Origin of the sequence: Bacillus sp. DX3.1, assembly GCF_030292155.1 — a bacterium.
Classification (GTDB): domain Bacteria; phylum Bacillota; class Bacilli; order Bacillales; family Bacillaceae_G; genus Bacillus_A.
On record NZ_CP128153.1, the window covers coordinates 2,088,289 to 2,113,623 of the forward strand.

Consider the following 25,335-nt stretch of genomic DNA (forward strand, 5'->3'; position numbering starts at 1 on the left):
ATACAATATGGGCAGAACCAATTAAAGGGGGACTAGGGTATATGACAACTACTACAACAGTAAAATCCGATATTGAAATTGCACAAAAAGCAAGTATGAAGAAAATTCAAGAGATTGCAGCTGAATTAAACCTTTTAGAAGAAGAGTTAGAGCCGTATGGCCATTATAAAGGTAAGCTATCACTTGATGTTTTTAAGCGCTTACAAACAGAGAAGGATGGAAAAGTTGTTTTAGTAACAGCAATTAACCCAACTCCAGCCGGAGAAGGTAAATCAACAGTAACAGTTGGTTTAGGTCAAGCTTTTAATAAAATTGGTAAAAAAGCAGTAATTGCACTTCGTGAACCATCTCTTGGACCAACGATGGGATTAAAAGGCGGTGCAGCAGGTGGCGGTTATTCACAAGTTGTGCCAATGGAAGATATTAACCTGCACTTTACTGGTGATCTTCACGCGATTACAACTGCAAATAACGCATTAGCAGCGTTCATCGATAACCATATTCAACAAGGAAATACACTTCGTATTGATACGCGTAAAATTGTTTGGAAACGCTGTGTAGACTTAAATGACCGTGCTCTTCGTAACGTTGTCATTGGTCTTGGTGGACCAGTTCAAGGTGTACCTCGTGAAGATGGCTTCGATATTACAGTTGCGTCTGAAATTATGGCTGTATTCTGCCTTGCTACAGATATTCAAGACTTAAAAGTACGTTTAGCTCGCATTGTAGTAGCTTATAATATGGACAATGAACCTGTAACAGTAAAAGATTTAGGTGTAGCAGGTGCATTAACACTTCTGTTAAAAGATGCGCTAAAACCAAACTTAGTACAAACATTAGAAAATACACCAGCAATTATTCATGGTGGACCATTCGCAAACATTGCTCACGGTTGTAACAGCGTAATTGCAACAACAATGGCAGCCAAACTTGGTGATTATGTCATTACAGAAGCTGGATTTGGTGCGGATTTAGGTGCTGAGAAATTCCTAGACATTAAAGCACGCGCAGCTGGTATTAAACCAGAAGCAGTTGTAATCGTGGCAACAATTCGTGCGCTTAAAATGCACGGCGGTGTAGCAAAAGATGGATTGAAAGAAGAAAATGTAGATGCGTTAGCAAAAGGAATGGAGAACTTACAAAAACACGTAGAAACAATTCAAGCGTTCGGTGTTCCATTTGTTATTGCAATTAACAAATTTATTACAGATACAGATGCAGAAGTTGCATACTTGCAAAACTGGTGCAACGAGCGTGGCTATGAAGTATCCTTAACAGAAGTTTGGGAAAAAGGTGGTCAAGGCGGCGTGGACCTTGCAGAAAAAGTAATAAAAGTAATTGAAAAAGGTGACAACAAATACGCACCACTCTATGACTTAGAAGCATCATTAGAAGAAAAAATCCGTACAATTGCACAAAAAGTATATGGTGCAAAAGATATTGAATTTGCTCCGAAAGCTCGTAAGCAGTTGACTCAATATGAAGGAGAAGGCTGGAGTAATCTACCAGTTTGTATGGCGAAAACACAATATTCTCTTTCTGATGATGCAACAAAGTTGGGTCGACCATCTGACTTTGTTGTGACGATTCGTGAATTAAAACCATCTATCGGTGCAGGCTTCATCGTAGCGTTAACAGGAACAATGTTAACAATGCCTGGTCTTCCAAAAAAACCAGCTGCACTGCAAATGGACGTAAATGAAGATGGAAAAGCAGTTGGTTTATTCTAAAAGGTTGTAATTCCTCTCTTTTATCTGTAAACTATATATACATCACGCGTGGCGCCTTTCGATGGAAAGGCGCCTGTTTTTTGGAGGAAATTATGTTTGATCCAACTGCTTTTGAAAATTTAAAAGTAATCGTTGAAGGGGCTGTATATGATTTTGATTTGCATGGCAACATCCTTGTAACAGATCGAAAAGATATGATGGACCTTGCTTCGCTTAGTCGTATATATAACATTTCATTTCAACTGAATGAGCAAATTGAACCGTTAGTAGAAGCTACATTTTCACTAGCAGTTGATGCGAAGAATTTGTCAGGTGAGATATTAGAGGTACCACAGTTTGTACCAGGTTGTGAAATGAAACTATTTTTTTCATTCCCGTTGCAGCATCCAGAAAAAGATTGTCAAGAAATCGAAGCGTTGTTACAATCCATATGGGGAAAAGAGCGAATGATTACGCAACAAATTTCATACGAATATAATAAGCAAGCGATTTCATATCATAACAAGGTAGGTATCGTATTCCAAAAAGCGATTACAGAAGACCATGTTGATGACTTAATAGCTGTTATTTCTCACATGATAGAAACGATAGGGACAATACAACATTTTCTTCAAAAATAGAGATAAAGGAGAAAACAAAATGATAAAAGACATGCAACCATTTTTACAACAAGCTTGGGAGAAGGCGGGTTTTAAAGAGTTTACAGAAATACAAAAACAAGCCATTCCAACTATTTTAGAAGGACAAGACGTTATTGCTGAATCTCCAACTGGAACAGGAAAAACATTAGCATACTTGTTACCACTTTTACATAAAATCAATCCGGAAGTGAAACAGCCACAAGTTGTAATATTAGCGCCAACACGCGAACTTGTGATGCAAATTCATGAAGAAGTACAAAAGTTTACGGCAGGAACTGATATCTCAGGAGCATCATTAATTGGTGGTGCGGATATTAAACGCCAAGTAGAAAAGCTGAAGAAACATCCAAAAGTAATTGTCGGCTCACCAGGACGTATTTTAGAGCTCATTCGTATGAAAAAGTTAAAAATGCATGAAGTAAAGACAGTTGTATTTGACGAATTCGATCAAATTGTAAAACAAAAGATGATGGAAGCTGTGCTTGATGTGATTAAATCAACAATGCGTGATCGTCAACTCGTATTCTGCTCTGCAACAATGACAAAAGATGCAGAAGAAGTAGCGCGTGATTTTGCAGTCGAACCACAATTGGTTCGTGTTAAACGTACGGAAACGAAGAGCCTCGTTGAGCATACGTATATCGTTTGTGAACGTCGTGAAAAAAATGATTACATTAGAAGAATTATGCATATGGGCGATGTAAGAGCAGTTGCCTTCTTAAATGACCCGTTCCGCTTAGATGAAATTGCTGAAAAGCTGAAATACCGTAAAATGAAAGCTGCAGCTCTTCATGCGGAAGCAAACAAGCAAGAGCGTGAAGCAACAATGCGTGCATTCCGTACTGGGAAATTAGAAATCCTACTGGCGACAGATATTGCTGCACGTGGATTAGATATTGATGATTTAACACATGTAATTCATTTAGAATTACCAGATACACTAGATCAATATATCCATCGTTCAGGACGCACAGGACGCATGGGCAAAGAGGGGACAGTCGTTTCTCTTGTAACACCGCAAGAAGAGAAGAAATTACTTCAATTTGCAAAGAAGCTAGGTATTCAGTTCACAAAGCAAGAAGTATTTAAAGGTTCGTTTGTTGAATCAAAGCCGAAAGCGCCAAAGAAAAAGAAACCTACATTTACTGGGAAGAAGAAACCGAGATAAATAATAAAAAGACGTGTCTTGTAAGATTAACGGGTTCGGATTTGAAGTACAAAATTATAAATAACCATTTAAAAAGAGGTGCAATTAGCACCTCTTTTGCATTTATTTTAGCAATTAAATTAACACCTAAATTGGTTATCTTTTGATAATCTCAGTATATCGTTAAATCGTCCTTATCGATTTCTGGAGCTTTTCCATTACACTTGATAAAGCTAATATTGAATTTATTGTCTCGAATTCTCCAATATCCAAGGAATGGTTTGCATTTTGGATAACCTCTATTTTAAAATTTGATTTACTTAATTGCTCGATTTGATTTGAATTGAAATGAGGGTCTTTGTCTCCGATAACTAAAAGCCCTTGATGTTCACTATTCAAGATTGAATCAAAAATTGAATCAAACTTTAACAGCGGAGTAAGTAAAATCATTTTTGACTTTAAAAAGTCATCTCTTTTCATTAGGTCATTAGCGATTGGTATAGTTCCGAGTGATTTACCTAAAAAAATCGTTTCATTGTATTGACCATTTTTAAGAACATCCAATATGACTGGATTTACATCATCCATCATTGTTTTTGATATTTCTTCAAGAGATTTTTTAAATAAATGTTCATCATAGTTGTAATGGATATGAGCAATATCAATTTTGTTTTGAAGCATTGTCATAGTCGCATAATAAAATAGGGGCTTATCGTAATTGTATCCTGAACCTGAAAACATAAAGCAAATCGTTTTGGAACCCATTTCAATATGTGTATAGCTAATTGCTTCGTCGTTTGTTTGTATATTCTTTTTATTTCCTTTCATCATTTTCCCCTCCGAATGTATTTATAACATTCTAACATAAATTGCCAATTATTTCATAAAAAAATCATTCTCTTTTATCCCGCATTAACGGGCAGTAAGACCCCCACCTCAAGATTCAGAGAGAAACAAAGAAGATAGGTGGGGGATAACTGCCCGTAAAAGCCCGATTGGTTCAACTAATTATCAGTGGGGGATGAAGAAAACCCCCACTGATAAAAGTTTCACTTTATAGCAAAGGATGATTTATCGGAAATAAAGTATATCCTGTAAGTCAAAAACTTTTTTAGCAATTCCTAACCGTTGTGCAAGAGTACCAATGACTTCTTTTTTAAGAAGAAAACGCTTTTCTCAATAGCAGTTTCTATGTATCCAATAATCTGATCAAATGTGAAAACTTGTAAGTTTGTATGTAGATCTTGTTCGGGGTACAACATATCATCAAAAATAAGCTTTCTAAAAGCTAAAACGTTCTCTTCTGTCACTTCCTCAATCTTTACTATATTTGCTTCCTGATTAAGGAGAGGAAAAATTGCTTATCTCTATCGTAGTGATGTAACAATTTGCCGTTTAATAATTTAAAATCATGATGGTACATAGATAAAATCGTTTGATCGTGTTCTATTCTATTTTTGAGCCAAGGAAGAAAAAATCCGTTTAGCCAAGTATCATCGTCAATAAGGTGTGTGTAATACCCTAAAATAAAAGGGGAATCCATATATGATCCATATTTATGAAAAAATGAATCATAATCTATTCTTCTTGTATAGTTTTTTGTTGTACCAGCATAGAAATGTGAAGTTTCTTTTTCCTCTTTTGACCGAACTGCATTAGGAGCTACTCCACCGAGCAAGCAAGAAGTTTTATCCCGAATGGATAATTTCTCTGCAATACCATTGCAATAATCAAATGCATAATTCGTGATCCCATGATTGACACCTCTATTTAATATATTCATTTTATGGTGTAGGCTGGGTGTCTAATATGATTTTCCCTGTGCTTTCTCTATTTTCAACCCATTCATGCGCTTTCCCTGCATCCTGAAGTGAAAAGCGTTTTCCAACTTTCATTTGTAAGCTACCATCGCTCAAATAACGAAATACTTGCTCTGCAGTATGGCGGAGTAGGTGAGGACGTTTCTTACGAGTTGTTCCAAAGCTAAAACCAAGAATGGAACGGCAGCTTGCATGTAAATCCTTTGTCCGGAATGTACCAATATCACCACTAGTATTACCAAAATGGACGAGACGACCGTAGAAAGCAAGACACGCTAAACTTTTCTCTGATACTGTACCGGAAATAGAATCTAATATGATGTCAGCACCTGCGCCGTTCGTGAGGTCATTTACTTTCTGTACAAAGTCTTCATCCTTATAACAAATAACATGATCAGCACCAGCCTCTAAGGCAATTTTCTTTTTTGTTTTACTACCGACTGTTCCAATGATTTGTCCATCACCTAAAATTTTGGATAATTGAATGGCTGTCGTTCCAATTCCGCCAGCTGCTGCATGAATAAGAACTGTTTCACCTTGCTGTAATCTTGCTATATTTGCAAGCAAGTTATAACTCGTAAAAGATACAATAGGACAAGCGGCTGCGGTTGTGAAGTCAACTTCATCAGGTAATACAAAAGTGAGATTTTCATTTGCGACAACATATTCAGCATATGATCCGTTAAGAGGGAAGGCGATCACACGCTGTCCGACTTTAAGATTCTTTACTTCTGAACCGATCTGCTCTACAACTCCAGCTGCATCTATACCAGGGATAAACGGAAGCTTTCCGTTTCCTTTTTTTCCGTAACGAGATTTAATGTCAGCAAAATTGACACTTGTAGCGATTACACGGATTAAAACTTGCTTCGCGTTAATCGTTGGCATATCTACTTCTGTATACTTCATCATTTCAGGGCCACCAAATGCAGTTACAACAATCGCTTTCATATGTATGTCCTCCTCAATAGATTCTATATTTTATCCCGCTATTTGCGGGCGGTAATACCCCAACCTCAAAGTTTCACTTTATTTTAAACTACATTCAATATTTGGAAAATTATATAATAGTTATGAAAGGCTATAAGCAAACATTATAAAACAGACGACCTTAAATCAATTTATTGATTTATATAAAAATTCTTAGATAAATATAAAATTTATCATTTCAACCGAGAAGACCCCCTCCTCTAAACGAAGTAAAGGTGGGGGATGAATCGGTTTTTTCTTTTTTTAAAGAAAACCATCTTTTTTGTAGAACATACGTTCCGTCTTGTTGTATAATTATCTTATCAAACAAAATGAGGTGAGAACAGGTGAAGAAAGCGTATTTTTCGAAACGGATCTATAAAAGGGACGTACCGTATGAAATGGTAGATACATTGACAAAGACAATGGAAACATTTAATCGGGCGAAACGCTTTGCATTTCAAACGATTGTTCGGGAAAAACGTTGGAGCCGTAAGATGCATACAGATAGTCTTCATCTTGTTCTTAAGCGGAAATATCAATTGAATGATTACTATGCAAACAGTGCGGTGCAAGAAGAAAAGGCGTTGTTTACAGGTTTAATAGAGTTGCAGAAGATATATGAGAAACAAACACAAGAGAAGCTCAAGAAAATCAAAAAGAAGTTGAAGCAAGAACGTACAAAACTGACAAAGCTTCGTAAAATCAAACAAAGTTGTGTGAAAGGAAAGATTACGTTTCCCAAAAACTCCCGCTTTTCGAAGAACAATAATATTATCTCCTTGTCTCGTAAAGAGGACACATTCATTTGGCTGAATGAATATCTGTTTGAGCACCAGTACTTAGATGTTCAAATCAAAAGGATTCAAGCAAAAATCGGTCGTTTGACTCACAGGCAATACCGTTTAAAGCAGAAGCTTGAATCGTACCAAACGCATATTCCTAGCGCGGTGTTTGGGAGTAAAAAACTGTTTCGGTCTCAATTTACAATCGATGAGTTTATACATAACCATGACAAATGGAAAATATTATTTTCCCGTGCTCGAAATAAACAATTCATTCTATCTGGCCGTAAAGATGCCAAACACGGAAATTTTGTGTTTCAGTATGTTGCCCAGAATCAGGAATTATGGATGACGACAAGTACAGGAAAACTAGTTATGTTTCCAGCTATCACATTCCCGTATGGACAAGAAATCATTGAGGAAGTGATCACAAACCAATTACAGTGTAAGAATAAGAAAAAACATGGCAAACCGATTGCGTGGTCTGTTGAAGACTATGGTGAGTATTATATTGTGAAATGCTTAGTCGATGTACCGGAAAAACTTCACACGAATTACAGTAAAGCGGATGGGGTGATTGGTGTAGATTGTAATCTAAATCATTTTGCTTGGGCGCATGTAACGAAGGATGGGAATTACAAAGGAAGTGGTTCCCTCCGTTTTTCCATGATAGGTAAATCTACCGGACAAATCACAAAGATAATTGAAGCGGAAGTCATTCGATTAGTTGACCTCGCGCATCAGTATAACAAGCCGATTGTAATAGAGAAGTTAGATACCACGCAATCTAGGGCAGGGGATCGATACGGAAATAAGCGAGCGAATCGAATGAAGAGTATGTTCGCTTATAAGAAGATGACAGACGCAATTCTGGGTCGTGCGGATAAAATGGGCGTGGCTGTCTTTCAAGTCAATCCAGCTTACACTTCTATCTCAGGGAAGATGAAATATATGCGGAAACTTGGCATCTCTATTCATCAATCTGCGGCCTTTACGATTGGGCGTCGTGGATTAGGGTATAAAGAAAAAGTGCCTCAAGTGCTTCAGCCTTATATTTTAAAGAAAGAAGCACACCACTGGACCCATTGGCATCAATTAAACAATCGATTTGATATTCGTACGCATCATTTCTATCAGTTATATCATGTGAATCAGCCGAAAGAGGCATTACAAATCGAACGATTAGACTTATTTGAAAGTGAAAAGAAAAAACTAGCAAAACTGTTTGCATAATGAAAAAGACGCCTTGTCCCAGTCTCTTACACTTGTCACCAGAGCAGATAACAGGTCTAGGAACTGGATGCATGACAGGGTGTTCTTCGCCTCGATATAGGAAGAAAGTAGCTGTACCTTTTCTGTTCTCCTCGGAAGACAGAAAGAGGTCGTCTTGCCTAAGGACACTACCGAATTTCTATATTGTTGTATCCTCTTTGTTGAACGAGAGGAAGTGTTTTTGTTAGGGCAGAAACACAGTAGAATCCCCCACCTCAAGCTCGTGTAGAGGTAGGTGGGGGTAGTTCAATTCAAAAAAATCGAACGGAATGTTCTTTTCTTGCCAATATATAGTGTAAGACATAAGGAGGGATGACGGATGGAGAAAGAAGCTGAATATGATCATCTCATCCAACTGACTCTATCAGGGAATCAAGCAGCATATGGTGAACTATATGATAAAACAATCGAAGCTGTATACAAAACGGTTCATTTTCTGTTAGAGGAAAAATCGGATGTAGATGACGTAGTTCAGGAAATATATATGCAGCTATACCAATCCCTTAGCCAATTTGATCAGGAGCGACCTTTTCGGCCATGGTTAATGGGACTTGCTGTAAGGCAAATTCACTCATATCGAAGAAGGAGATGGATACGTCTACGTATTGTAAAAAAGGCGGAAGAACAGAAGAAACCAATTGAATTTGATTTTTCAAATGACGTTGTGAATAAGCTTTCGAATCGTGAGCTTGTTACGTTAATTCATAAGTTACCTTACAAGTTGAAGCCTTGTTGATTGGCTTTATAGGTAATCATTTCAATCAGTAGGCGATGTGGAATATGACAAAAGGATTGATTACTTTGTTTTCCCATATCGCTTTTTTGTTTCCACGAGATATTGTTACCAATCACAATCATAGATATTTCATTTTGAATCGCGAAATGGACGAGTTGGTAACTGATTTTGTGAAAGATATCTTTCATTTTGAGAAATCTCTTCTCATGCAGTCGTTCTAAACACTTTGATGTGTAGAGATAATAAAGTTATTTAATTCTTGTTTCAAAAACACAAAGGAGATACTACATTTTAAGTAGTGTCTCCTTTTAAAGTTCTTTAAAAATATTCATTTCAGCATAATTGTAGACATGAAAATAGGTAATAAAGAATAGTATTTGTTACATATAATTTAAAAGTTGTGAATTAACGCAACCTCGCATTATTCTTGCAACTTTTATCTAATTAGAACTACACCTCTGCATTTAATAACTTGTAATCATTATCAAAATAGGCATGTATCATGTGTCCGCCAAATAAATCTCCATCATGATATTCACAGTATATATCATTTGCTCTAATTTCGATGTCATAGAGAGTAATTGCCTTTTCAAATTTTTCTTTGGTTACATCATATTCTCCTGCATCTACAGCATCCCAATTTAAATGTTCATCATTCTCATCATACTCAGGCCAAAAATCATTTTTGTAATCAATCAATTTCTCTGCTATGGCTACTTTAGCCTTTTTATCAAATTCTTCTATGCATAAAAAAAGCCTCTCTGCTCTTTTAATCATCTCATTAACATTTACATATTCATTTCTAATATCCAATTGCCAATGTATTTTTCCTTTATTTTGCTGATATGTTTTACAAGCCTCATTAAAGGTAAACACTCCAATTAATTCACTTTTTATTGATTTTTCCATCTCCTAATTTCCTTTCTATTAATATACCTCCATTGATTACATCGACACTTTCTTGCTTTTTTATCTCTAATTCAGTATAGAAATTAATTACTCCACCTTAAACGAGACCTATGCTATGCCCTTCACGTTTTGAAGATGGAGTTTTCTTGCCTACTTTTTGATAAATAGCAAAATGAAGGTAACGATAAAGCTATTTCATCAAGGAAAAAATAAAGCTTTTTACATGTATTTTGTAGCTACAAAACTTTCCTTAATTCATCGTTGTTTTTGTTTGCTCAAGTTTTGTAAAGTAATCAATAATGCCCATCGCGCTAATTTCCATATCAAGCTTTAATACTTCATAAATAGAATGTGTTGTTGGGACGCCTTGTTTTGTAAGATGCGAAGATACTTTCTCTAGTAATAAAGCGGAAAGCTCATGACCTGCTTTTTCAAAGTCTTTTTCTTTCGCATATACATGCTTTCCGGTCTCAACAAAGATTGGAAGCCAATTTTCAAGCTGTCTATATACTTCGGAAACACGGGAGGAGGCTCCATAATGACCAAAATAAATATAATCAACATCCATATGTTGAATGCGGTCTTTTGCAGTGATCATCGCATCTGGCTGAAATTGGGAAGGAGACGTTGTTGGTAAAAATAGTTCAACGCCGAGCTCTGCCAATTCCCGATAGTAAATGCCAATTGTATCACCTGTAAACATGCCATTTGTTAAAGAATCATGGATACTAATATGATGCTTAGCATGACCAGGTGTATCATAAAATGTTAAGGTTCGATTTTCTGCGATTTGCAGTGTTTCACCATCTTGTACGATGTGAACTCGTTCTTCTGGAATTGGTAGGATTGGATTGAAGAGTTCATCGAAAGTATCGCCATATACCGCTTTTGCACCTTGGATTAATTTCGTAGGATCAATCATATGGCGAGCCCCGCGCGGATGGACAAATAAAGTAGCATTTGGGCATTTCTCCATCATTAAGCCAGCTGCACCGGCATGATCAAGGTGAACATGTGTAACGATGATATTTTTAACATCAGTAAGATCAATACGCAATTGTTGTAATCCATTTAAAAGATACGGAAGAGAAGGGGCAGCGCACGTTTCAATCAAAGTGATTTCATCGCTGAGTAAGACATATGTACCTGTTCGCTGATCATGCTGTAAGTCATGATCGTCAATAAGATATAACTGTGAAGATAATTGTTCTACTTTTTTCACACTTATCACTCCTAGTAATCTATTATATTTGTATTATAAAAGAAAAGGCAGAAAACGAAAAATCGTTTTCTGCCTTTATGTAATGTGTTTAGTTATTTTGCTCTTTGCTTATTGACATAATAAAGAATCCGACAAGACCACCAACTGCTGGAAGAGTAATCATTCCTGCAAGTGTAAAGTATTTACTTAAGAAAAGTCCATTTACATCCATAAACCAACCAGCGACGAATAATAACATCATATATAGTACGAAATAAAACTCACGATTTGAAAGCATTTCACGTTGTGCAGTTTTCATTATCAACACCATCCTTTTCTTTTATAATGGAATTGAAATGTCACAATTTAGAAGGTAAACTGTCACATTTTGTTCACAATTCAATTGTAAAACTTTCCAAGTAAATTGTCTAGTAGTTTGTGTCGAAATTTTGAACAAAAATAAAGCGCTCTCATTAGACAAGGAAGAGAAAGCGTTTTATCATAGACATAAAAGTTACAAAATAGGGGGCAAGCATATATGACAATTTATGATTTTTCTGCAACAACGATAACAGGAGAAGAAAAATCGCTGAGAGACTACGAAGGAAAAGTGCTTCTCATTGTGAATGTCGCAAGTAAATGTGGCTTCACGCCGCAGTATAAAGGATTACAATCTGTTTATGAAAAATATAAAGAGCAAGGATTTGAAATTCTTGGTTTTCCATGTAACCAATTCGGAGGGCAAGAGCCTGGTACAGAGGACGAAATTACGAGTTTTTGTGAATTGAATTATGGTGTATCCTTTCCGATGTTCGCTAAAGTCGATGTCAAAGGGGAGCATGCTCATCCGCTATTCAAATATGTAACAGAGCAAGCACCAGGTATACTTGGTATGAAGTCAGTTAAGTGGAACTTTACGAAGTTTTTAGTAGGACGTGACGGCAAAGTGATTGATCGTTTTGCACCGAAAACGAAGCCGGAAGATTTAGAGAAAGAGATTGAAAAGATACTTTCATAAAGTGAATAGGAAATAAACTACATAAGTAATGGTAGTTTATTTCCTATTGTTTATGAGTGCTATTAATGAGGGTGGACAGAAATAAAACATACGTCATCTAAATTAATTTCTACAATTTTATCTGCATCTTTTATTTTTATTTTAGCTGGGGGTCTTAAATCATCATCCACATCGTCTTCCTGAACAGAAATTAATATACCTTGAATAGGCTCTTCCTCATCTTGAAGCCGAATCGTAATTTTCTTTCCAATAAACCCTTGTAAGTAAAGTGCTAAAGAAATACCGAAGAAAGTGTTAATTAAAATAGGATTAGCTGCTACTGTTTTTCCAAAATGTAGTATTAAATCTAGTCGCAGTGGTGGGGTGAAGTTAAATGGGAAAGACTGAAGAGAAGGTTTTTGATTGTGATTTCGCTTCAATAAACACAGTTGTAAATATGGGATTAGTAATCTTCCTTCTTCTTCTTCGTTAGTTAACTCAATAAAATCTTTTCCTGCATTTGTTAAAGTTCCAAACAATTTTTCTTTTGTAGTGTCACATGCAACAATTGCTTGTGCTTCTAAACCGCGAAGTGTTAAGAGAAAAAGCTGTAAAGCTCTTGTAATTTCTGCATCTCTTGGATTTGAAATAACATGAAGTAAGTTATTGGCTTCTTCAATGCACGCGTGTAATTGATCTAATTTATCTTGTGGAAGTGAACTGTTAGGGGAAGGGAAGCTTGGTGTAGTATTAGGAAAGCAAGTAGATAATGGATGGCAAGGGGAGACATCAAAATGAGTTGGAAACCAAATTTGGTTTCGGTTGTCCGTTTTCATTGTTTGTAGAATGCTCCTTTCATATCAAAAAATATAGCTAGTATAATAGATGCGATTTTCATACATTGTGTGTCATCATTCACCCCATTGCAATTGAAAAAGGCTATCACCTACTCTTTGTAAGAGGGATAGCCTTTTTGAGTTAAATTCCTGGTATTTGTTGAATGTTTGGAATTTCAAATCTACCATCTTCAATAAAAAACACTTCAATATCATCAATGTGTATACGTACGGTCATATTGTCAAAATCATTAATATGAGTTGTTTCAACTTTAATGAAAGCATAATCACCTTGTACATCAACAATGGTACCGATAATCATAAATGGAAATTGTGCAATGAGAATGAATACGCGGCGACCAATATGGCTTTCAAATTCTTGTGCAACATTAGCGCGGCGTAATTCATTAATTAAAGGATTGCTAACTGAACTTCTACACACCGGAGGAAGTGGTTTTTTATCTTTAACATGATCTTGATCTTCCATGTTTACACCACCTTTATCATTATTATGGAATTGGAAAACGTGTTTCCGGATCAAACGGTAAGAAGAAGGCAATCATCTCAATTGCAAAATTAAGAGGTGTAGGAAATTGGAAAAATGGTGCATTGCTCATTTTAATTGTGACAGGATAAAGTGTAATGAAGCCGTCTGTTACTCTTACAATTCTTCCGGTAAAAATAGGGCGAAATGTTTGTCCTAATATATTTAACTGATCAGAGCGAGTAGTCAATAAAATATTTTTCCCTAATAAATCGCCAAATACTTGGTTTTCAGGTAATGTTGCGTTGTTTTCTAAAGGAATTGTTTTCTTTTGTGAACTTTCCAATTCAGTTGGTTGTTTTCCATGCTCATGTATCAAATTATTATTTAGCATACGTATGGCGTGAGATCTCGTGGTATGTACCAGGAGAACAGACGCTATGCCCCCTTTCACTATGAATTTTACTACCAATCTATTATTATGCGAATCATTTTACTTTTATTTCTATAAAAGTAAAATAATTAATATTTGTTTTTTTGTGTGTCCTTTTATTTCTCTTCTTCATACGCTAAAGAGAATAAGTAAAAGGAGATGTTGTCTTTTGTGGTTTAATAAACAAAAAACAGCGGTATCAAGTCCGTATTTTAATGCTCCGAGTGTAGTACAAAAGAAGAACAGTCTGGAATATAAAGAACAAAAAATAAAATTTCCAATTGTTAAGGAGGCACAAGTCAAAAAAACGATAGATAATAGAGATCCTGTATGTGAAGAATTGACCCCATTGAATTTTAATGGTTTAAAGGATAGAGTGAATTTCCGCCTTTTAAAAAATGTTGGAAATATAATAGAAGTAACAATACGCTGTGATGGGAATGAGGAAGAGACCATTGTTGGGACGATTCAAGAAGTAGGTACGGGTTTTATCCGCGTACTACAGGAGCAAAAAGGGATAGTCACAATATTATGGGGAAATATTAGAGAGAAAACAGCGGTATCAAGTCCGTATTTTAATGCTCCGAGTGTAGTACAAAAGAAGAGCAGTCTGGAATATAAAGAACAAAAAATAAAATTTCCAATTGTTAAGGAGACACAAGTCAAAAAAACGATAGATAATAGAGATCCTGTATGTGAAGAATTGACCCCATTGAATTTTAATGGTTTAAAGGATAGAGTGAATTTCCGCCTTTTAAAAAAAATTGGAAATGTAATAGAAGTAACAATACGCTGTGATGGGAATGAGGAAGAAATCATTGTTGGGACGATTCAAGAAGTAGGTACGGATTTTATCGGCGTACTACGGGAGCAAAAAGTGATAGTCACAATATTATGGGAAAATATTAGAGAGATTCGTTTGAAAGATGGAGAAGTGATAGTGATTGAGCAACTTGATGAAGAAGAAATGATTGTAACTGAGCAACTTGATGAAGAAGAAATGATTGTAACTGAGCAACTTAATGAAGAAGAAATGATTGTAACTGAGCAACTTGATGAAGAAGAAATGATTGTAACTGAGCAACTTGATGAAGAAGAAATGATTGTAATTGAGCTACTTGATGCAGAAGAAGTGATTTAGATTGTGCCTTAAGCAGAAAATATGAAGGCTATCCCAGTAAAATAGGGATAGCCTATGTTTTTAAGGGTTACATAAAGGTGGTAGTTTGCTATTTTCCCTTTTTAGAACACGAAGGATACCCCACATTCCGAGTTCGATATCCCAGCGAATATTGCCAGAGCGGTACATATAATCTCCTGGTATTCCATTTAGCCCTCCAGCTCCATGTGCAATGACGAGATTTGCTCTGGAACCAACACTATTTTCTCCTTGGACAGCGGTAAAGGTTGAGTTTAAATTATTCTCATTTCGAAGCCATGAATGACCATGTATTGTAAAAACATGCGCTCGCGGTTTATCAGCAGGGAAAGTATAACGAAAGATAATTGGATCATCTACATGTGCAAAAAAGATTGGTGTTGCAGGATCTCCATGTATTTTCGAATTAAATACTTTTGAGACATCAGGATTTATTTTCAAGCGATGAATAATGCGCTCTGAACGATAGTTAAAACCACGAGATCCTTGATCTTCAGGGTCTTCCAGTTTTTCTTCCGGTATTATAAAAATTGGCTCGGGATCGATAATAAGATTTCCGTCTTTATCTACAAGGCGAACACCGTCATGCATGAATAAAGCAAATTCACGAAATTCTGGGAAAAGAGGATGTGAAATAATTGCTTGATTACTAGTTCGTATTGGAGTACGTGTTATAGGATGTAGATGAACAGACCCGGTTTGTTCTGTAATTAGCATACCAAAAGCTCCGTGGTGCCGGTGACTACGTAAATCAGCCATATCCCATAGATTACAAGAGCCAACATTACGATCAATAAACCACCGATACGTAATACTTTCCCCTGGCGCTACGGTTTGATCAGGATTAAATCCAACTGTAGCACCGTCTGAGCCAAGGACGTCATATGCGACCATTTGCGTATGAAGAGAAATTCGTCTTGATGGTGTGAAAATAACATCCTCATCAGGCACTTCTGGATAACCATGAGATTCTCCTTCATTATGAAATGGCTCTGTTAATTGGTTGTGGAGTGTAATCTCTACACATTCACCAGTATTGGCACGTATTATAAATGGTTCGGGATTTATTTTCCCATTTTTAATATTCTCAACATCTTCTTTTAAAGCAAAAATAATGCCAAATGGATCGTGATCACCAGCTTTGTTATATTTAATCTTTGATTGAAATGCAACGACTTCAAATCTTCGAACTGGTGTACCTGTGGGACAAGGATCACCAGGATCTGTTGCTGGTGGCGGATTTTCCCCAGTAGGTTTTGGTAATGGCTTTGTTCTTTCTGGTGGTTGTGGCCGGTCTGGTAGAGGGAGTACATGCGAAACCCGCTCTTTAAATGCCCGGAAGATCCCCCAAGCCCCGAGCCAAATATCATCAATTCCACCGTAATGGTACAGCATATCAAAGTCGCCATCGCCTTCAATAGCAAATTCAGCTGTAAAAGCTTCTGAAATTCCAATGATTTGTTGCTGAGTAAGTTCTGATTCTAAATCAGGACGATTTCTATGCCAGCGTTGTCTGTGTAAGTTAAAGCTATGAGATTCCTCATGCGCTCCTTGAAATAATCGAATGCGTATCGAATCTCCATTATAAGCTTGTAATAATGGTGTAAATGGATCACCATGCAGGAAAGAGCTAAAGACAAAAGCGGGATCAGTATCAGGGTTTACTAATCGAGCTGATAGCGGCTCATTTCGGTAATTAATCGCCATAACACCAGGGTCACCATCAGAACCCGAAAATCTTGGTGGATTGAGTGGTCTGCCCTCTTCATTAAAAAGAAGCGAAAAGTCATGAACAAATAAGGCGAATTCACGAAAATCAGGAATGAGTGGATTTGTAATAATAGCTTGTGTACCAGATGATAAGATGTCTCCTGAACGAGGATCGAGAAATTTTGACCCTTTTGGTTCAATGCATAATCCGCCAAACAAACCGTGCTGTTGGTGTGAATTTGCAAATAAATGATCATGAAAGAAGACTGCTTTCAATTCTACATCTGCAAACCATTGGAATTGAATTGTTTCACCTCGTAAAGCACTGCTATCATAATTCCAGCCAACATTAGCAGCGTCGGAAACAAGAGGATCAAATTTGACGAAGTGTACATGAGTACCTGCTTCATATGTTCGTTCTACAAGTTGAAATGCGTTTCCACCTAATGTTTCTGGAAATTTATTTGTAAAGTTAATACGAATACACTCACCGGCATTCGCACGTATGACAATAGGCTCCGGTTTTTTACGGCCAGATAACACAGCTTTTTCATCTTCCTCTAATACATATATACGGCCTTCTGGATCATTCCAGCCTTCTTTGTTATATATAATGGGGACTTGAATGCCAACAATATTAAAAATCCGTTCTATTTTTGTACCTTCAGGACAAGGATTAACAAATACTGCACCAGGACGTGCATTTGGATCAAATTGATTTATTTCAAGCTTTGTTGATTTGCGGCCCCCTACAATACCAAGTGGTGGTCGAGGCGCTTTACAACCAAAAACACCAGGAATAAAGTTTGGGAACCCTGGTTTGTCTCGTGTTGGTGCAGGCGGAATTGGTCGATCGGGAAGCGGCTGTAATGCTGCAATTGGCACACCGTTCGGATAATATTGACTACCATCTTGTAATGTGTTAAAAATACGATTTATTCCCCACATTCCCTCACCAAAATGAGGATAAAGGTGACAATGCAAAATAACATCACCAAATGCACCTTGTAAGCTTCCTGCACCGTATAGAGGTGAAACAGTAAGCGCATCTTGTGGACCGAAAGACAATGAGTCAACCTGCATGGAATTGACATTATTACGTTCAAACAGCCATTGATGGACATGATAATGAAAAACGTGTGTTTCTTTTACCCCGCCATGAATGACACGGATTTTAAGGGGATCCCCTACGTAAGCGCGTAAAATAGGGGTGGCCGGATCACCAAATACCCAGGAATCATGGTGAACTTCTTCACCCTCACAGTCAGGACAAACAACACCTTCTTGTATGAGACGAACGCGATTTCGCATTGGTTCGGATCGATAATTAATGGCGTGTGTTGCGCTGTCTTGTAATGTATGAGGGTCAATTGATTTTGCTCCTGTTAAATCTTTTACTTCCATTTCATCATGGAAAAAACATGCGTACTCTCGAAAAGAAGGTAATAGAGGATTATGAATATCAGCGTAAACCCCGCTGTTAATAGGTAAGCCTGTTATAGGATCTGTCCATGCAGAGCCTTTTGGCTGTGCAAGTAATGCACCAAATAAACCCTGTACGTTACTTCCTTCTTCACTAGAGAGTGGATTACCTAAGTCAGTGAAAAGATGAATCTCTTCGCGAATGATGTCCCACGTATAAATTAGTTTCTCACCAGGAGGAACAGTAGTGTTCTTGTTATTTCCAACAAACGCTCCATCTGAAGTCTGTACATCGTACTCTGCTAACTGAATATGCATGGAAGTGCTAAAAGATAATTGATTTTCGAAAGTGACTTTTACCGTATCTCCTACGTTGGCACGAATAACGAGTGGTTGCACGAGATCTACTGTTGAAAACGGATTTTCCTCTACAAGCTTTTTTACTTTACTGACATTTTCTTTTAAAACATATATCTTACCTTCAGGATCGTGATCGCCAAAGTTGTTAATAACAATTCGAATCGGAATGGCAACTACATGATACTCCCTCAGCATTATATCAAGCCCCCCTCCAAATTAGAAAGAATCGCACTCTATATCAAATATAAAAAATGAAATACGAAAATATTCATATTCTATTTATTTTTACAAAAAAAGGTAATTAAAAAACCCTATCCATTCGTGAAATATAATATTACATAATAGAATGCTTACTTGAAAACAAAGCAAAAGTATATTGTGTTTTCTTTGTTTGATGAACATGTATAGATGTATCAAACAAAGGAGAATGGTTAGTGATTGAATAATGAGGAATACTGCTCCAGATGTATATAAATTCATATAAATAAAATAGGTAAACATATTATAGGTAAATAAGAAACCTGTTAAAATACAAGTATACAGATGAAATTTAGAGAGAAGTGGCTGTATAAAGAGTTGCTTTTGAAAAGCAGCTATAAATAAATAACTTCCTCCTAAAATAGTAACAATATATAAATAAATGTTTTCAAAAATTATTGTAAAAGGAGAAGGAAATATAGTTAGGGTATACGTTGTCAAACTTTTTACAAAAAGGATGGAGATTACCCATAAAATACAGACTAAGTTTGAGCGAGATAGACAGAAAAAGCTAACAAAAGCTAGCAAAACTAAAAAAATCCAGGAACCCCCATATATAATATCAATTGGTAGTGTGAATATTTTCCCATCTAAATCAAAATCAATTGTACTAATGGATTGAAATATGAGTAAAAGTAGTGTCGTTAGTAAAAAAAATAATTGAAAGATAAAAAGGTTAGCTTGATAAAGTTTGAAATTTGTAGATTCAGCCGGTTTAAACAGTAATCCCCATATAATCCAGCCGATTAACATAATGATGCCAAAATAATGAAACACACTAGTAGAATAAAGAAGTGTTATCCAAGTGTGTTCTGAAATGGTTGCGAAAATATTTCCGCAAAATTGCGAATCATACTTGAGTTGGAAGAGAGACCGAAATGAAAAGATGGATTGATTAGCTGTCTCCTCTGAATATACGTCAATTGTAAATATGTAAGAATCACGAACGATTTCTCCAGTATTCATCGGTATATAATAAATGACTGTATATACACCGTTTTCTAATAAAGGCAAACGTAAAGATAAAGTCGTTTCGTTATTCGAAAATTCAAGTGGACTGTTAACCATGTTCGTTCCTTTTTCATCAAAAATTTGAACGGTAGCTTTTTCTTTATTAATGTGAGCTGGAAAAGTCATTGAAAATTCTGATGGGGAATTTGTAAGTTTTTGGTTTGGAATTGGATTTGTTTGTATGATGTTTGTTTCCGCAAAAACTTGTTTTGTTTGCAAAAAAAGACAGATAACACTTAATAAGATGAGCATATGTTTCCATCTAAGAAGTTTGCACATAACCGGATCGCTCCTCCACTAAACCTTGATTAATTCCGAACGGAAAAGCGTAGCAAGATGAAAGATAAAAATACGACCACAGTTGTGCAAATAATTAAGAAAACGGGTTGTGTCGAATGTAAACCGAGCATCGGTCCCATGAGTCCGGACATAATACCACTTGCGACACCAGTTAGTAGTGTTTGATAATCAACTAACGCTCCAAAAACAACGCCGACAGCAACAGCAATTATTGTCGTTACAATTGTAATAACCGCTTCAGCTAAGGGGAACTGTGATCCGAGAACGGTACCAACAGCTAAACCAATGGCTGTACTAGATAACATTGCGATATTCATACCTAAGTGATAGCCTATGAGATGCCGAGATTTGTACAAATGGTAGTATGAAATAGCTGCGATAAAAAAGTAGCTAAATAAAATGATTCCACTTAAAAAATTCATTTGTGTTTTCACCTCCATAATAAACTATGAGTTACCATCATAAAATATTTATGATGAATGAAGAAAAAGGAGGTTTGTATGGGGGAGAAGGGTATAACAAAGGTTCGTGATGAGGATCCGCTTGTTTTGGACTATAAGGAAAAAAAGGGAGAAGGATATACATCTCCAGCTAGCGCTTTGCCGACATACGAATTAAAGATGCTTCAAGAATATATGCATGGTGCTAATCTAAAAGTACTAGGTGAATGCTTACCAGAGCGAAAACAAGTGATGATGCTAATGAAGTTTTTTAAGCATAAACGTTATCAGCGCGTGGAAATTTTTTCGAATCGAGGCGGGGGCAGTGTACACACATTAGCGAAAGTAAATGAAATCGGTAGAGATTTTGTAGTGCTTACAACATTAACGGAACGCATTTTTATCCCGTACACAGCGATTCAAAGTGCGAATATTCCTTATGCGATACCTAATGTTTCCACATCTCATCAACATTTAATATATGATGAAACCCTCCGAAAGAAATTGATGCTACAGTTTGGGAAAACCGTAGCAGAACAAGTGAATTTGAAACAGCAGTTTTTTGAAGAAGCATTTATGAATCATTTGCAATTGTGGGAGGGTATGTATATAAAACTATACGATCAAAAAGAAATGTATACAGGACGAATTACGAAAGTGACGAACAAATATATTTACCTGAAAAAACGTAATAAAACAGAAACAATATTAATAAAAGATATTACCTTTATTAATATCATGCGTGTTTTCACTATGTTTGCTGGTTTAATAAAAGGGATAAAGAAAAGAATTCATCAATGGCGTAAAAAAACATAGAGATGATGTATGCTCTAGCTAATTGTTCATTATGATAGGTTTAAGAAAGACATAGAAAAAGAAGCTCCGGTATGAGCTTCTTTTTCTACGTACATTATCGTTCACATGCGACTCCATCGCCGTCACGATCTAACTGACGACTATAGCCAGGTTGACCGCTATATAGAGGTGCTTTACCAGCATTTTTCACTTCTGTACAGTTTTTGTAGTATACGTTACTATTATTTTCTGCCGGAGCAGGTTGTGTTTGTTGTGCTGCTTGTTGTTCCTGTTGTTGGCGGGCCTGTTCGTCAGCTTGACGTTGCTGTTCTTCCTGTTGTTTGCGAGCTTGTTCGTCAGCTTGACGTTGCTGTTCTTCCTGTTGTTTGCGGGCTTGTTCGTCAGCTTGGCGTTGCTGTTCTTGTTGTTTGCGAGCTTGTTCGTCAGCTTGGCGTTTTTGCTCTTCTTGTTGTTTGCGAGCTTGTTCGTCAGCTTGACGTTTTTGCTCTTCTTGTTGTTTGCGAGCTTGTTCATCAGCTTGACGTTTTTGCTCTTCTTCTTGCTTATGAGCCTTTTCGTCCTCTTCTTTCTTTTCTAGTTCTTGTTTCTTTTCTTTATCTTTTTTTTCTTCTTTTTCTTTTTTCTCAGCTGCAATTTTTTTATCTGTTGCGGTTGCCTTTCCTAAAGAAGGGTTCGCAATGTTACCTAATGCTACAGCACCGACAAATAAAACAGCAGTAATTAAAAATTGTTTTTTTGCCACACCAGTTTTCTTAATAACGGATAAGATTGCTAAGATAAGAAAGAAAATAAATAGAATGAAACATACATTAGCAAAAAAGTTCACAATAGGGTGTTTGGTTTCAGCAGTGCTTGTTGCTGATGTTAAGAATGAAATAATAAAACAAATAACTGCAGGCCTACCATATTTCATTGCTTTGCCATTTTTCTTAAAGAAAGAAATGATACATAAGACTAGTAGGATAAGAGCTGCTAAAAATAAAATTACACTCATGTTATTCCAAAATGCCATTTTTTTATACCTCCATTTGTAAGATTTTCCTCATTGATTATATAAGAATATGATAGGAATTACATGGTTTCTAGCTAAAATAAGAAAATTAAGTTTGTTTTCATAGAGATATATATTCTTTTTATTGGTATATAAAGAAAGATTAATTAAATAAACCCATTTTGATTTTTCGACATATAAGCCGCGGCTATGGATAACAAAAGGCGACCTGCACCCGTTTTCTCTCTTTGTTTTCACTTGGCATGGGGCTGGCCGCTTCTATGCATGGCTGGATGCTCTCTCCCATCTAAAAAGAAGGGGTTTATGTCGGTTTTTTAATTTGTATTTATATAAATTCCTATTACCTTTTTTCAGCAAGTTCATAGATTATTAGTAATTCTTCTGAAAGGAGGTCTGTAAATGGATTTACCATTAGTAGTAACTTGTATTTTACAAGAGAATGGGATAGAGGGTTATGGAATGATAGGGGAGAGGCTTATTATATACATAGACTTGTTGTATCAAAGGAAGATCAGGGACTAAATATTGGTAGTCAATTGGTAGAATGGGCAAAGCAAAAGGCGAGAGGGGATGGGCAATCACTGCGACTAGATTGCGTAGCTACCAATGGGTTTACTTTGTTTCAGTGCGGAGAAACAAGAAGAATCATTTCTAGGAGTATAAAAAGAACTGTACCAAAATCCCACATATAATGGACTTTTGGTACAGCTTCTTAATTTACAAAACTAGTATGTTTTGTTTTCCATCTTTCTAGGGAGATGAATACCCAAAAACTATAGATACCTAGTGTAATAATAATTAAAATCCACCACTTTATCCATAAGCCGAATAGACCGATTGCAGAACCGTTAAATTGAAGGCGGCGACCTTCAATGACAGTATGCTCTACTTTCCATCGATAAAGCATTGTTAATGACCAGGGGTAACAAATACCAAATGTACAAATAGTAACTATTGCCCCGAGTATACAAAGACCAATATATTGTCTTAGTTTACCGTCAAAATATGAACGTTCAATCGTGCTCATTATACGCTCCTCCTATTTATAGAAGTTAAAAAGAATATGTAGATTAGAAATAAAAGTTCAAATGATTTCTCGGAAAATTCACTACTTCTTTAATCCTATATTATAATTTCTCAATATCATCATAGCACATGACGAAATAGTAGGAAATCATATAGGAGTAATCAAGAAAAGTGGTAATTTTACAAAAAATATTATTTATTAGGATGTCTTACTTTTAAATATTTTAATAAAAGTTTTATAATATAGAATGTGATTGATGTGAACTTGTACCAATAAATATATATTTGCTCAGAAAGAGGATTAATAATGAATATACGATCTTTAAAACATAAACAACCAATTCTTCCTGTTTTTAAATATAATAAAAACCCTTTAGGGTTGCTAGTCATAAGAGAAGCAAATGAAATTTGTCCAGTATGCCATAAGAAAACAGGGTATGTGTACGATGGCCCTTTTTATACAACTTTTGATGAGGAAGAAACAGAGAATATATGTCCATGGTGTATTGCAGATGGTTCTGCTGCTAAAAAGTTTGATGGAGAGTTTAATTATGACGGAGAACATATGAAAGTTCATAATGAAGCGTACACGGATGAACTTTTTTATAGAACACCTGGTTATTTTTCCTGGCAAGAAAGTTATTGGCTAAATCACTGTAATGATTATTGTACAATTATTGATGAAGTGGGTTGGAAAGAGATAGAGTATTTAGAAAATGAATTACAGGATGATATCGAGCATATTGTAAAAAGAATGAGAATGACCAAAGAGGATTTTAAGAGGCAATTATATAGAAAGGGACATTTTACAGGATACCTATTTCAATGTGTTCATTGCAATAAACATCGTTTACATGTTGATATGTCATAATTACCGATAGACTTAAAAATTGTGTTCCGTTCTTCTATAAAGGTTTGTTTCTTAGCTTTCATGCTTACAATGTGTTTACGAACTATATGAAACGTACGAAAATCTATAAAGTGAAACTTTAATCAGTGGGGGGATCACTACCTGTTAATGCGGGATAAAATAACGATTGTAAAAAATAGAAAGCAAAAAATGAAAAAGTGCCAAAATCCACGTATAATAAGGATTGTTGGCACTTTCATAGTTTTTATGCTTCACAAAATGAACAAATTTAAAACTGCTCATTTTTCTCCCAAGATTCTACAATATAATGAGCGATCGTTGGGTTAAAACCTTTTCCGATTAAGAACATAATCGCTGCAATTTCTGTCATTGCGTGTTGGGGGGATGTATGTTTTGCTTCTTTCATTCCGTAATCTACCCATGGTTTTACGAAGTTTAAGACTGGCTGTTTTAAGGATAAGAATTGTGTACCGACTACTTGCTGGATTTGTTGTGGTGTTGGTTCTGCTGGTGTTGTAGGGCTTGGTGGCGAAATGTGTATTTGTGTCGGATCTAATGTAGGTGCTGGTGGAGAAACACGTGGGTCATAGTATGGCTGGTACATTTGCGGTTGTTGATATTGCGGCTCTTGATGTTGCGGCTCTTGATGTTGTGGTTGTTGATATTGTGGCTCTTGATATTGTGGCTCTTGATATTGTGGCTCTTGATATTGTGGCTCTTGATGTTGCGGTTGTTGATATTGTGGTTCTTGATATTGTGATTCTTGGTATTGTTGTTCTTGGTATTGTTGTTCTGGGTATTGTTGTTCTCGATATTGTTGTTCTGGGTATTGTTGTTCTCGATATTGTTGTTCTGGGTATTGTTGTTCTCGATATTGTTGTTCTGGATACTGTTGCCCCGGATGTTGTTGGTAGTGTGGCTGCTGCGGATAAGGTTGTTGATTGTTATAGAACATTTTGTTTCCTCCTTCATGCTACTGAATACAACATA

At 36.2% G+C, this 25,335-nt stretch carries 24 protein-coding genes and 3 pseudogenes; 11 read left to right on the plus strand and 16 right to left on the minus strand.

Translation table 11 applies throughout. The annotated features are described in order from the left end of the window. The first annotated feature begins 41 nt into the window (after nt 1–41). The 3 genes from QRE67_RS10130 to QRE67_RS10140 all read left to right on the plus strand — a co-directional run bounded on the left by QRE67_RS10130 (nt 42) and on the right by QRE67_RS10140 (nt 3,539). The gene (locus QRE67_RS10130) at nt 42–1,730 is read left to right on the plus strand and encodes a formate--tetrahydrofolate ligase (RefSeq protein WP_286124740.1); all 1,689 of its coding nucleotides are present in this window, start codon (nt 42–44) and stop codon (nt 1,728–1,730) included. Between the two features lie 92 nt (nt 1,731–1,822). Next, complete coding sequence (locus tag QRE67_RS10135; RefSeq protein WP_286124741.1) at nt 1,823–2,350, plus strand: hypothetical protein; 528 nt, start codon at nt 1,823–1,825, stop codon at nt 2,348–2,350. Nucleotides 2,351–2,369: 19 nt separating this feature from the next. Continuing rightward, nucleotides 2,370–3,539, plus strand: coding sequence for a DEAD/DEAH box helicase (locus QRE67_RS10140; protein WP_286124742.1), 1,170 nt, complete (start codon nt 2,370–2,372; stop codon nt 3,537–3,539). A gap of 162 nt (nt 3,540–3,701) precedes the next feature. Here the strand turns inward: QRE67_RS10140 and QRE67_RS10145 are convergent, their stop codons facing one another. The 3 genes and pseudogenes from QRE67_RS10145 to QRE67_RS10155 form a co-directional block, all read right to left on the minus strand. Further along, nucleotides 3,702–4,346 carry an alpha/beta hydrolase gene (locus QRE67_RS10145; protein WP_286125240.1) on the minus strand — a complete coding sequence of 215 codons (645 nt, stop codon included), beginning with the start codon at nt 4,344–4,346 and terminating at the stop codon, nt 3,702–3,704. 293 nt (nt 4,347–4,639) lie between these two features. Next, nucleotides 4,640–5,273, minus strand: a pseudogene (locus QRE67_RS10150) (hydrolase). 29 nt (nt 5,274–5,302) lie between these two features. Next, a complete protein-coding gene (locus tag QRE67_RS10155; protein ID WP_286124743.1) occupies nt 5,303–6,289 on the minus strand; it encodes a quinone oxidoreductase family protein in 987 nt (328 codons plus the stop codon). Nucleotides 6,290–6,654: 365 nt separating this feature from the next. Between QRE67_RS10155 and QRE67_RS10160 the strand changes: the two genes are divergently transcribed. Both QRE67_RS10160 and QRE67_RS10165 read left to right on the plus strand, forming a co-directional pair. Continuing rightward, nucleotides 6,655–8,325: an IS200/IS605 family accessory protein TnpB-related protein gene (locus QRE67_RS10160; protein ID WP_286124744.1), complete on the plus strand. Its 1,671-nt coding sequence runs from the start codon at nt 6,655–6,657 to the stop codon at nt 8,323–8,325. A 358-nt stretch (nt 8,326–8,683) separates the two neighbouring features. After that, a pseudogene (locus tag QRE67_RS10165) lies at nt 8,684–9,091 on the plus strand (sigma-70 family RNA polymerase sigma factor); the annotation flags it as partial. On the opposite strand, the pseudogene QRE67_RS10170 reads toward QRE67_RS10165, so the two are convergent. From QRE67_RS10170 to QRE67_RS10185, 4 genes and pseudogenes are all read right to left on the minus strand, one after another. Next, nucleotides 9,082–9,336 (minus strand): annotated as a pseudogene (locus QRE67_RS10170) (IS200/IS605 family accessory protein TnpB-related protein); the annotation flags it as partial. The pseudogenes QRE67_RS10165 and QRE67_RS10170 sit on opposite strands and share 10 nt — an antisense overlap. A gap of 214 nt (nt 9,337–9,550) precedes the next feature. Next, nucleotides 9,551–10,009: a DUF2262 domain-containing protein gene (locus QRE67_RS10175; protein ID WP_286124745.1), complete on the minus strand. Its 459-nt coding sequence runs from the start codon at nt 10,007–10,009 to the stop codon at nt 9,551–9,553. Between the two features lie 250 nt (nt 10,010–10,259). Further along, nucleotides 10,260–11,231 carry an MBL fold metallo-hydrolase gene (locus QRE67_RS10180; RefSeq protein WP_286124746.1) on the minus strand — a complete coding sequence of 324 codons (972 nt, stop codon included), beginning with the start codon at nt 11,229–11,231 and terminating at the stop codon, nt 10,260–10,262. Between the two features lie 88 nt (nt 11,232–11,319). Further along, nucleotides 11,320–11,529, minus strand: coding sequence for a DUF3925 family protein (locus QRE67_RS10185; RefSeq protein WP_286124747.1), 210 nt, complete (start codon nt 11,527–11,529; stop codon nt 11,320–11,322). Nucleotides 11,530–11,748: 219 nt separating this feature from the next. Here QRE67_RS10185 and QRE67_RS10190 point away from each other — a divergent pair, with 219 nt between their 5' ends. Then, on the plus strand, nt 11,749–12,228 hold the full coding sequence (locus QRE67_RS10190; protein WP_286124748.1) for a glutathione peroxidase: 480 nt from the start codon (nt 11,749–11,751) through the stop codon (nt 12,226–12,228). Between the two features lie 62 nt (nt 12,229–12,290). On the opposite strand, the gene QRE67_RS10195 is transcribed toward QRE67_RS10190, so the two are convergent. From QRE67_RS10195 to QRE67_RS10205, 3 genes are all read right to left on the minus strand, one after another. Beyond that, nucleotides 12,291–13,043, minus strand: a complete 753-nt coding sequence (locus tag QRE67_RS10195; RefSeq protein ID WP_286124749.1) for an LSm family protein — start codon at nt 13,041–13,043, stop codon at nt 12,291–12,293. Nucleotides 13,044–13,185: 142 nt separating this feature from the next. Next, nucleotides 13,186–13,530 (minus strand): hypothetical protein, encoded by a 345-nt coding sequence (locus QRE67_RS10200; RefSeq protein ID WP_286124750.1) that lies wholly within the window; start codon nt 13,528–13,530, stop codon nt 13,186–13,188. A gap of 22 nt (nt 13,531–13,552) precedes the next feature. Beyond that, nucleotides 13,553–13,921, minus strand: a complete 369-nt coding sequence (locus tag QRE67_RS10205) for a hypothetical protein (RefSeq protein WP_286124751.1) — start codon at nt 13,919–13,921, stop codon at nt 13,553–13,555. Nucleotides 13,922–14,129: 208 nt separating this feature from the next. Here QRE67_RS10205 and QRE67_RS10210 point away from each other — a divergent pair, with 208 nt between their 5' ends. Next, nucleotides 14,130–15,101, plus strand: a complete 972-nt coding sequence (locus QRE67_RS10210) for a hypothetical protein (RefSeq protein ID WP_286124752.1) — start codon at nt 14,130–14,132, stop codon at nt 15,099–15,101. Nucleotides 15,102–15,161: 60 nt separating this feature from the next. On the opposite strand, the gene QRE67_RS10215 is transcribed toward QRE67_RS10210, so the two are convergent. The 3 genes from QRE67_RS10215 to QRE67_RS10225 all read right to left on the minus strand — a co-directional run bounded on the left by QRE67_RS10215 (nt 15,162) and on the right by QRE67_RS10225 (nt 20,602). Then, nucleotides 15,162–18,806 (minus strand): multicopper oxidase domain-containing protein, encoded by a 3,645-nt coding sequence (locus QRE67_RS10215; RefSeq protein WP_286124753.1) that lies wholly within the window; start codon nt 18,804–18,806, stop codon nt 15,162–15,164. Nucleotides 18,807–18,896: 90 nt separating this feature from the next. Further along, entirely contained in the window at nt 18,897–20,159 is a 1,263-nt protein-coding gene (locus QRE67_RS10220; protein WP_286124754.1) for a copper resistance CopC family protein, read from the minus strand. Nucleotides 20,160–20,188: 29 nt separating this feature from the next. Then, a complete protein-coding gene (locus QRE67_RS10225; protein ID WP_286124755.1) occupies nt 20,189–20,602 on the minus strand; it encodes a hypothetical protein in 414 nt (137 codons plus the stop codon). Between the two features lie 78 nt (nt 20,603–20,680). On the opposite strand from QRE67_RS10225, the gene QRE67_RS10230 reads away from it, so the two are divergent. After that, nucleotides 20,681–21,436, plus strand: a complete 756-nt coding sequence (locus QRE67_RS10230; protein WP_286124756.1) for a hypothetical protein — start codon at nt 20,681–20,683, stop codon at nt 21,434–21,436. A gap of 94 nt (nt 21,437–21,530) precedes the next feature. On the opposite strand, the gene QRE67_RS10235 is transcribed toward QRE67_RS10230, so the two are convergent. Beyond that, the gene (locus QRE67_RS10235; RefSeq protein WP_286124757.1) at nt 21,531–22,448 is read right to left on the minus strand and encodes an excalibur calcium-binding domain-containing protein; all 918 of its coding nucleotides are present in this window, start codon (nt 22,446–22,448) and stop codon (nt 21,531–21,533) included. 399 nt (nt 22,449–22,847) lie between these two features. Here QRE67_RS10235 and QRE67_RS10240 point away from each other — a divergent pair, with 399 nt between their 5' ends. Both QRE67_RS10240 and QRE67_RS28610 read left to right on the plus strand, forming a co-directional pair. Continuing rightward, nucleotides 22,848–22,970 (plus strand): hypothetical protein, encoded by a 123-nt coding sequence (locus QRE67_RS10240; protein WP_286124758.1) that lies wholly within the window; start codon nt 22,848–22,850, stop codon nt 22,968–22,970. Continuing rightward, entirely contained in the window at nt 22,931–23,140 is a 210-nt protein-coding gene (locus QRE67_RS28610; RefSeq protein ID WP_353507074.1) for a GNAT family protein, read from the plus strand. Before QRE67_RS10240 ends, QRE67_RS28610 begins: the two co-directional genes overlap by 40 nt. 20 nt (nt 23,141–23,160) lie before the next feature. On the opposite strand, the gene QRE67_RS10245 is transcribed toward QRE67_RS28610, so the two are convergent. Continuing rightward, nucleotides 23,161–23,475 (minus strand): DUF898 family protein, encoded by a 315-nt coding sequence (locus tag QRE67_RS10245; protein ID WP_286124759.1) that lies wholly within the window; start codon nt 23,473–23,475, stop codon nt 23,161–23,163. A gap of 306 nt (nt 23,476–23,781) precedes the next feature. On the opposite strand from QRE67_RS10245, the gene QRE67_RS10250 reads away from it, so the two are divergent. Beyond that, nucleotides 23,782–24,345 (plus strand): CbrC family protein, encoded by a 564-nt coding sequence (locus QRE67_RS10250; protein ID WP_286124760.1) that lies wholly within the window; start codon nt 23,782–23,784, stop codon nt 24,343–24,345. A gap of 268 nt (nt 24,346–24,613) precedes the next feature. Here QRE67_RS10250 and QRE67_RS10255 read toward each other — a convergent pair whose 3' ends face one another. Then, nucleotides 24,614–25,300 carry a hypothetical protein gene (locus QRE67_RS10255; RefSeq protein ID WP_286124761.1) on the minus strand — a complete coding sequence of 229 codons (687 nt, stop codon included), beginning with the start codon at nt 25,298–25,300 and terminating at the stop codon, nt 24,614–24,616. Nucleotides 25,301–25,335 lie beyond the last annotated feature (35 nt).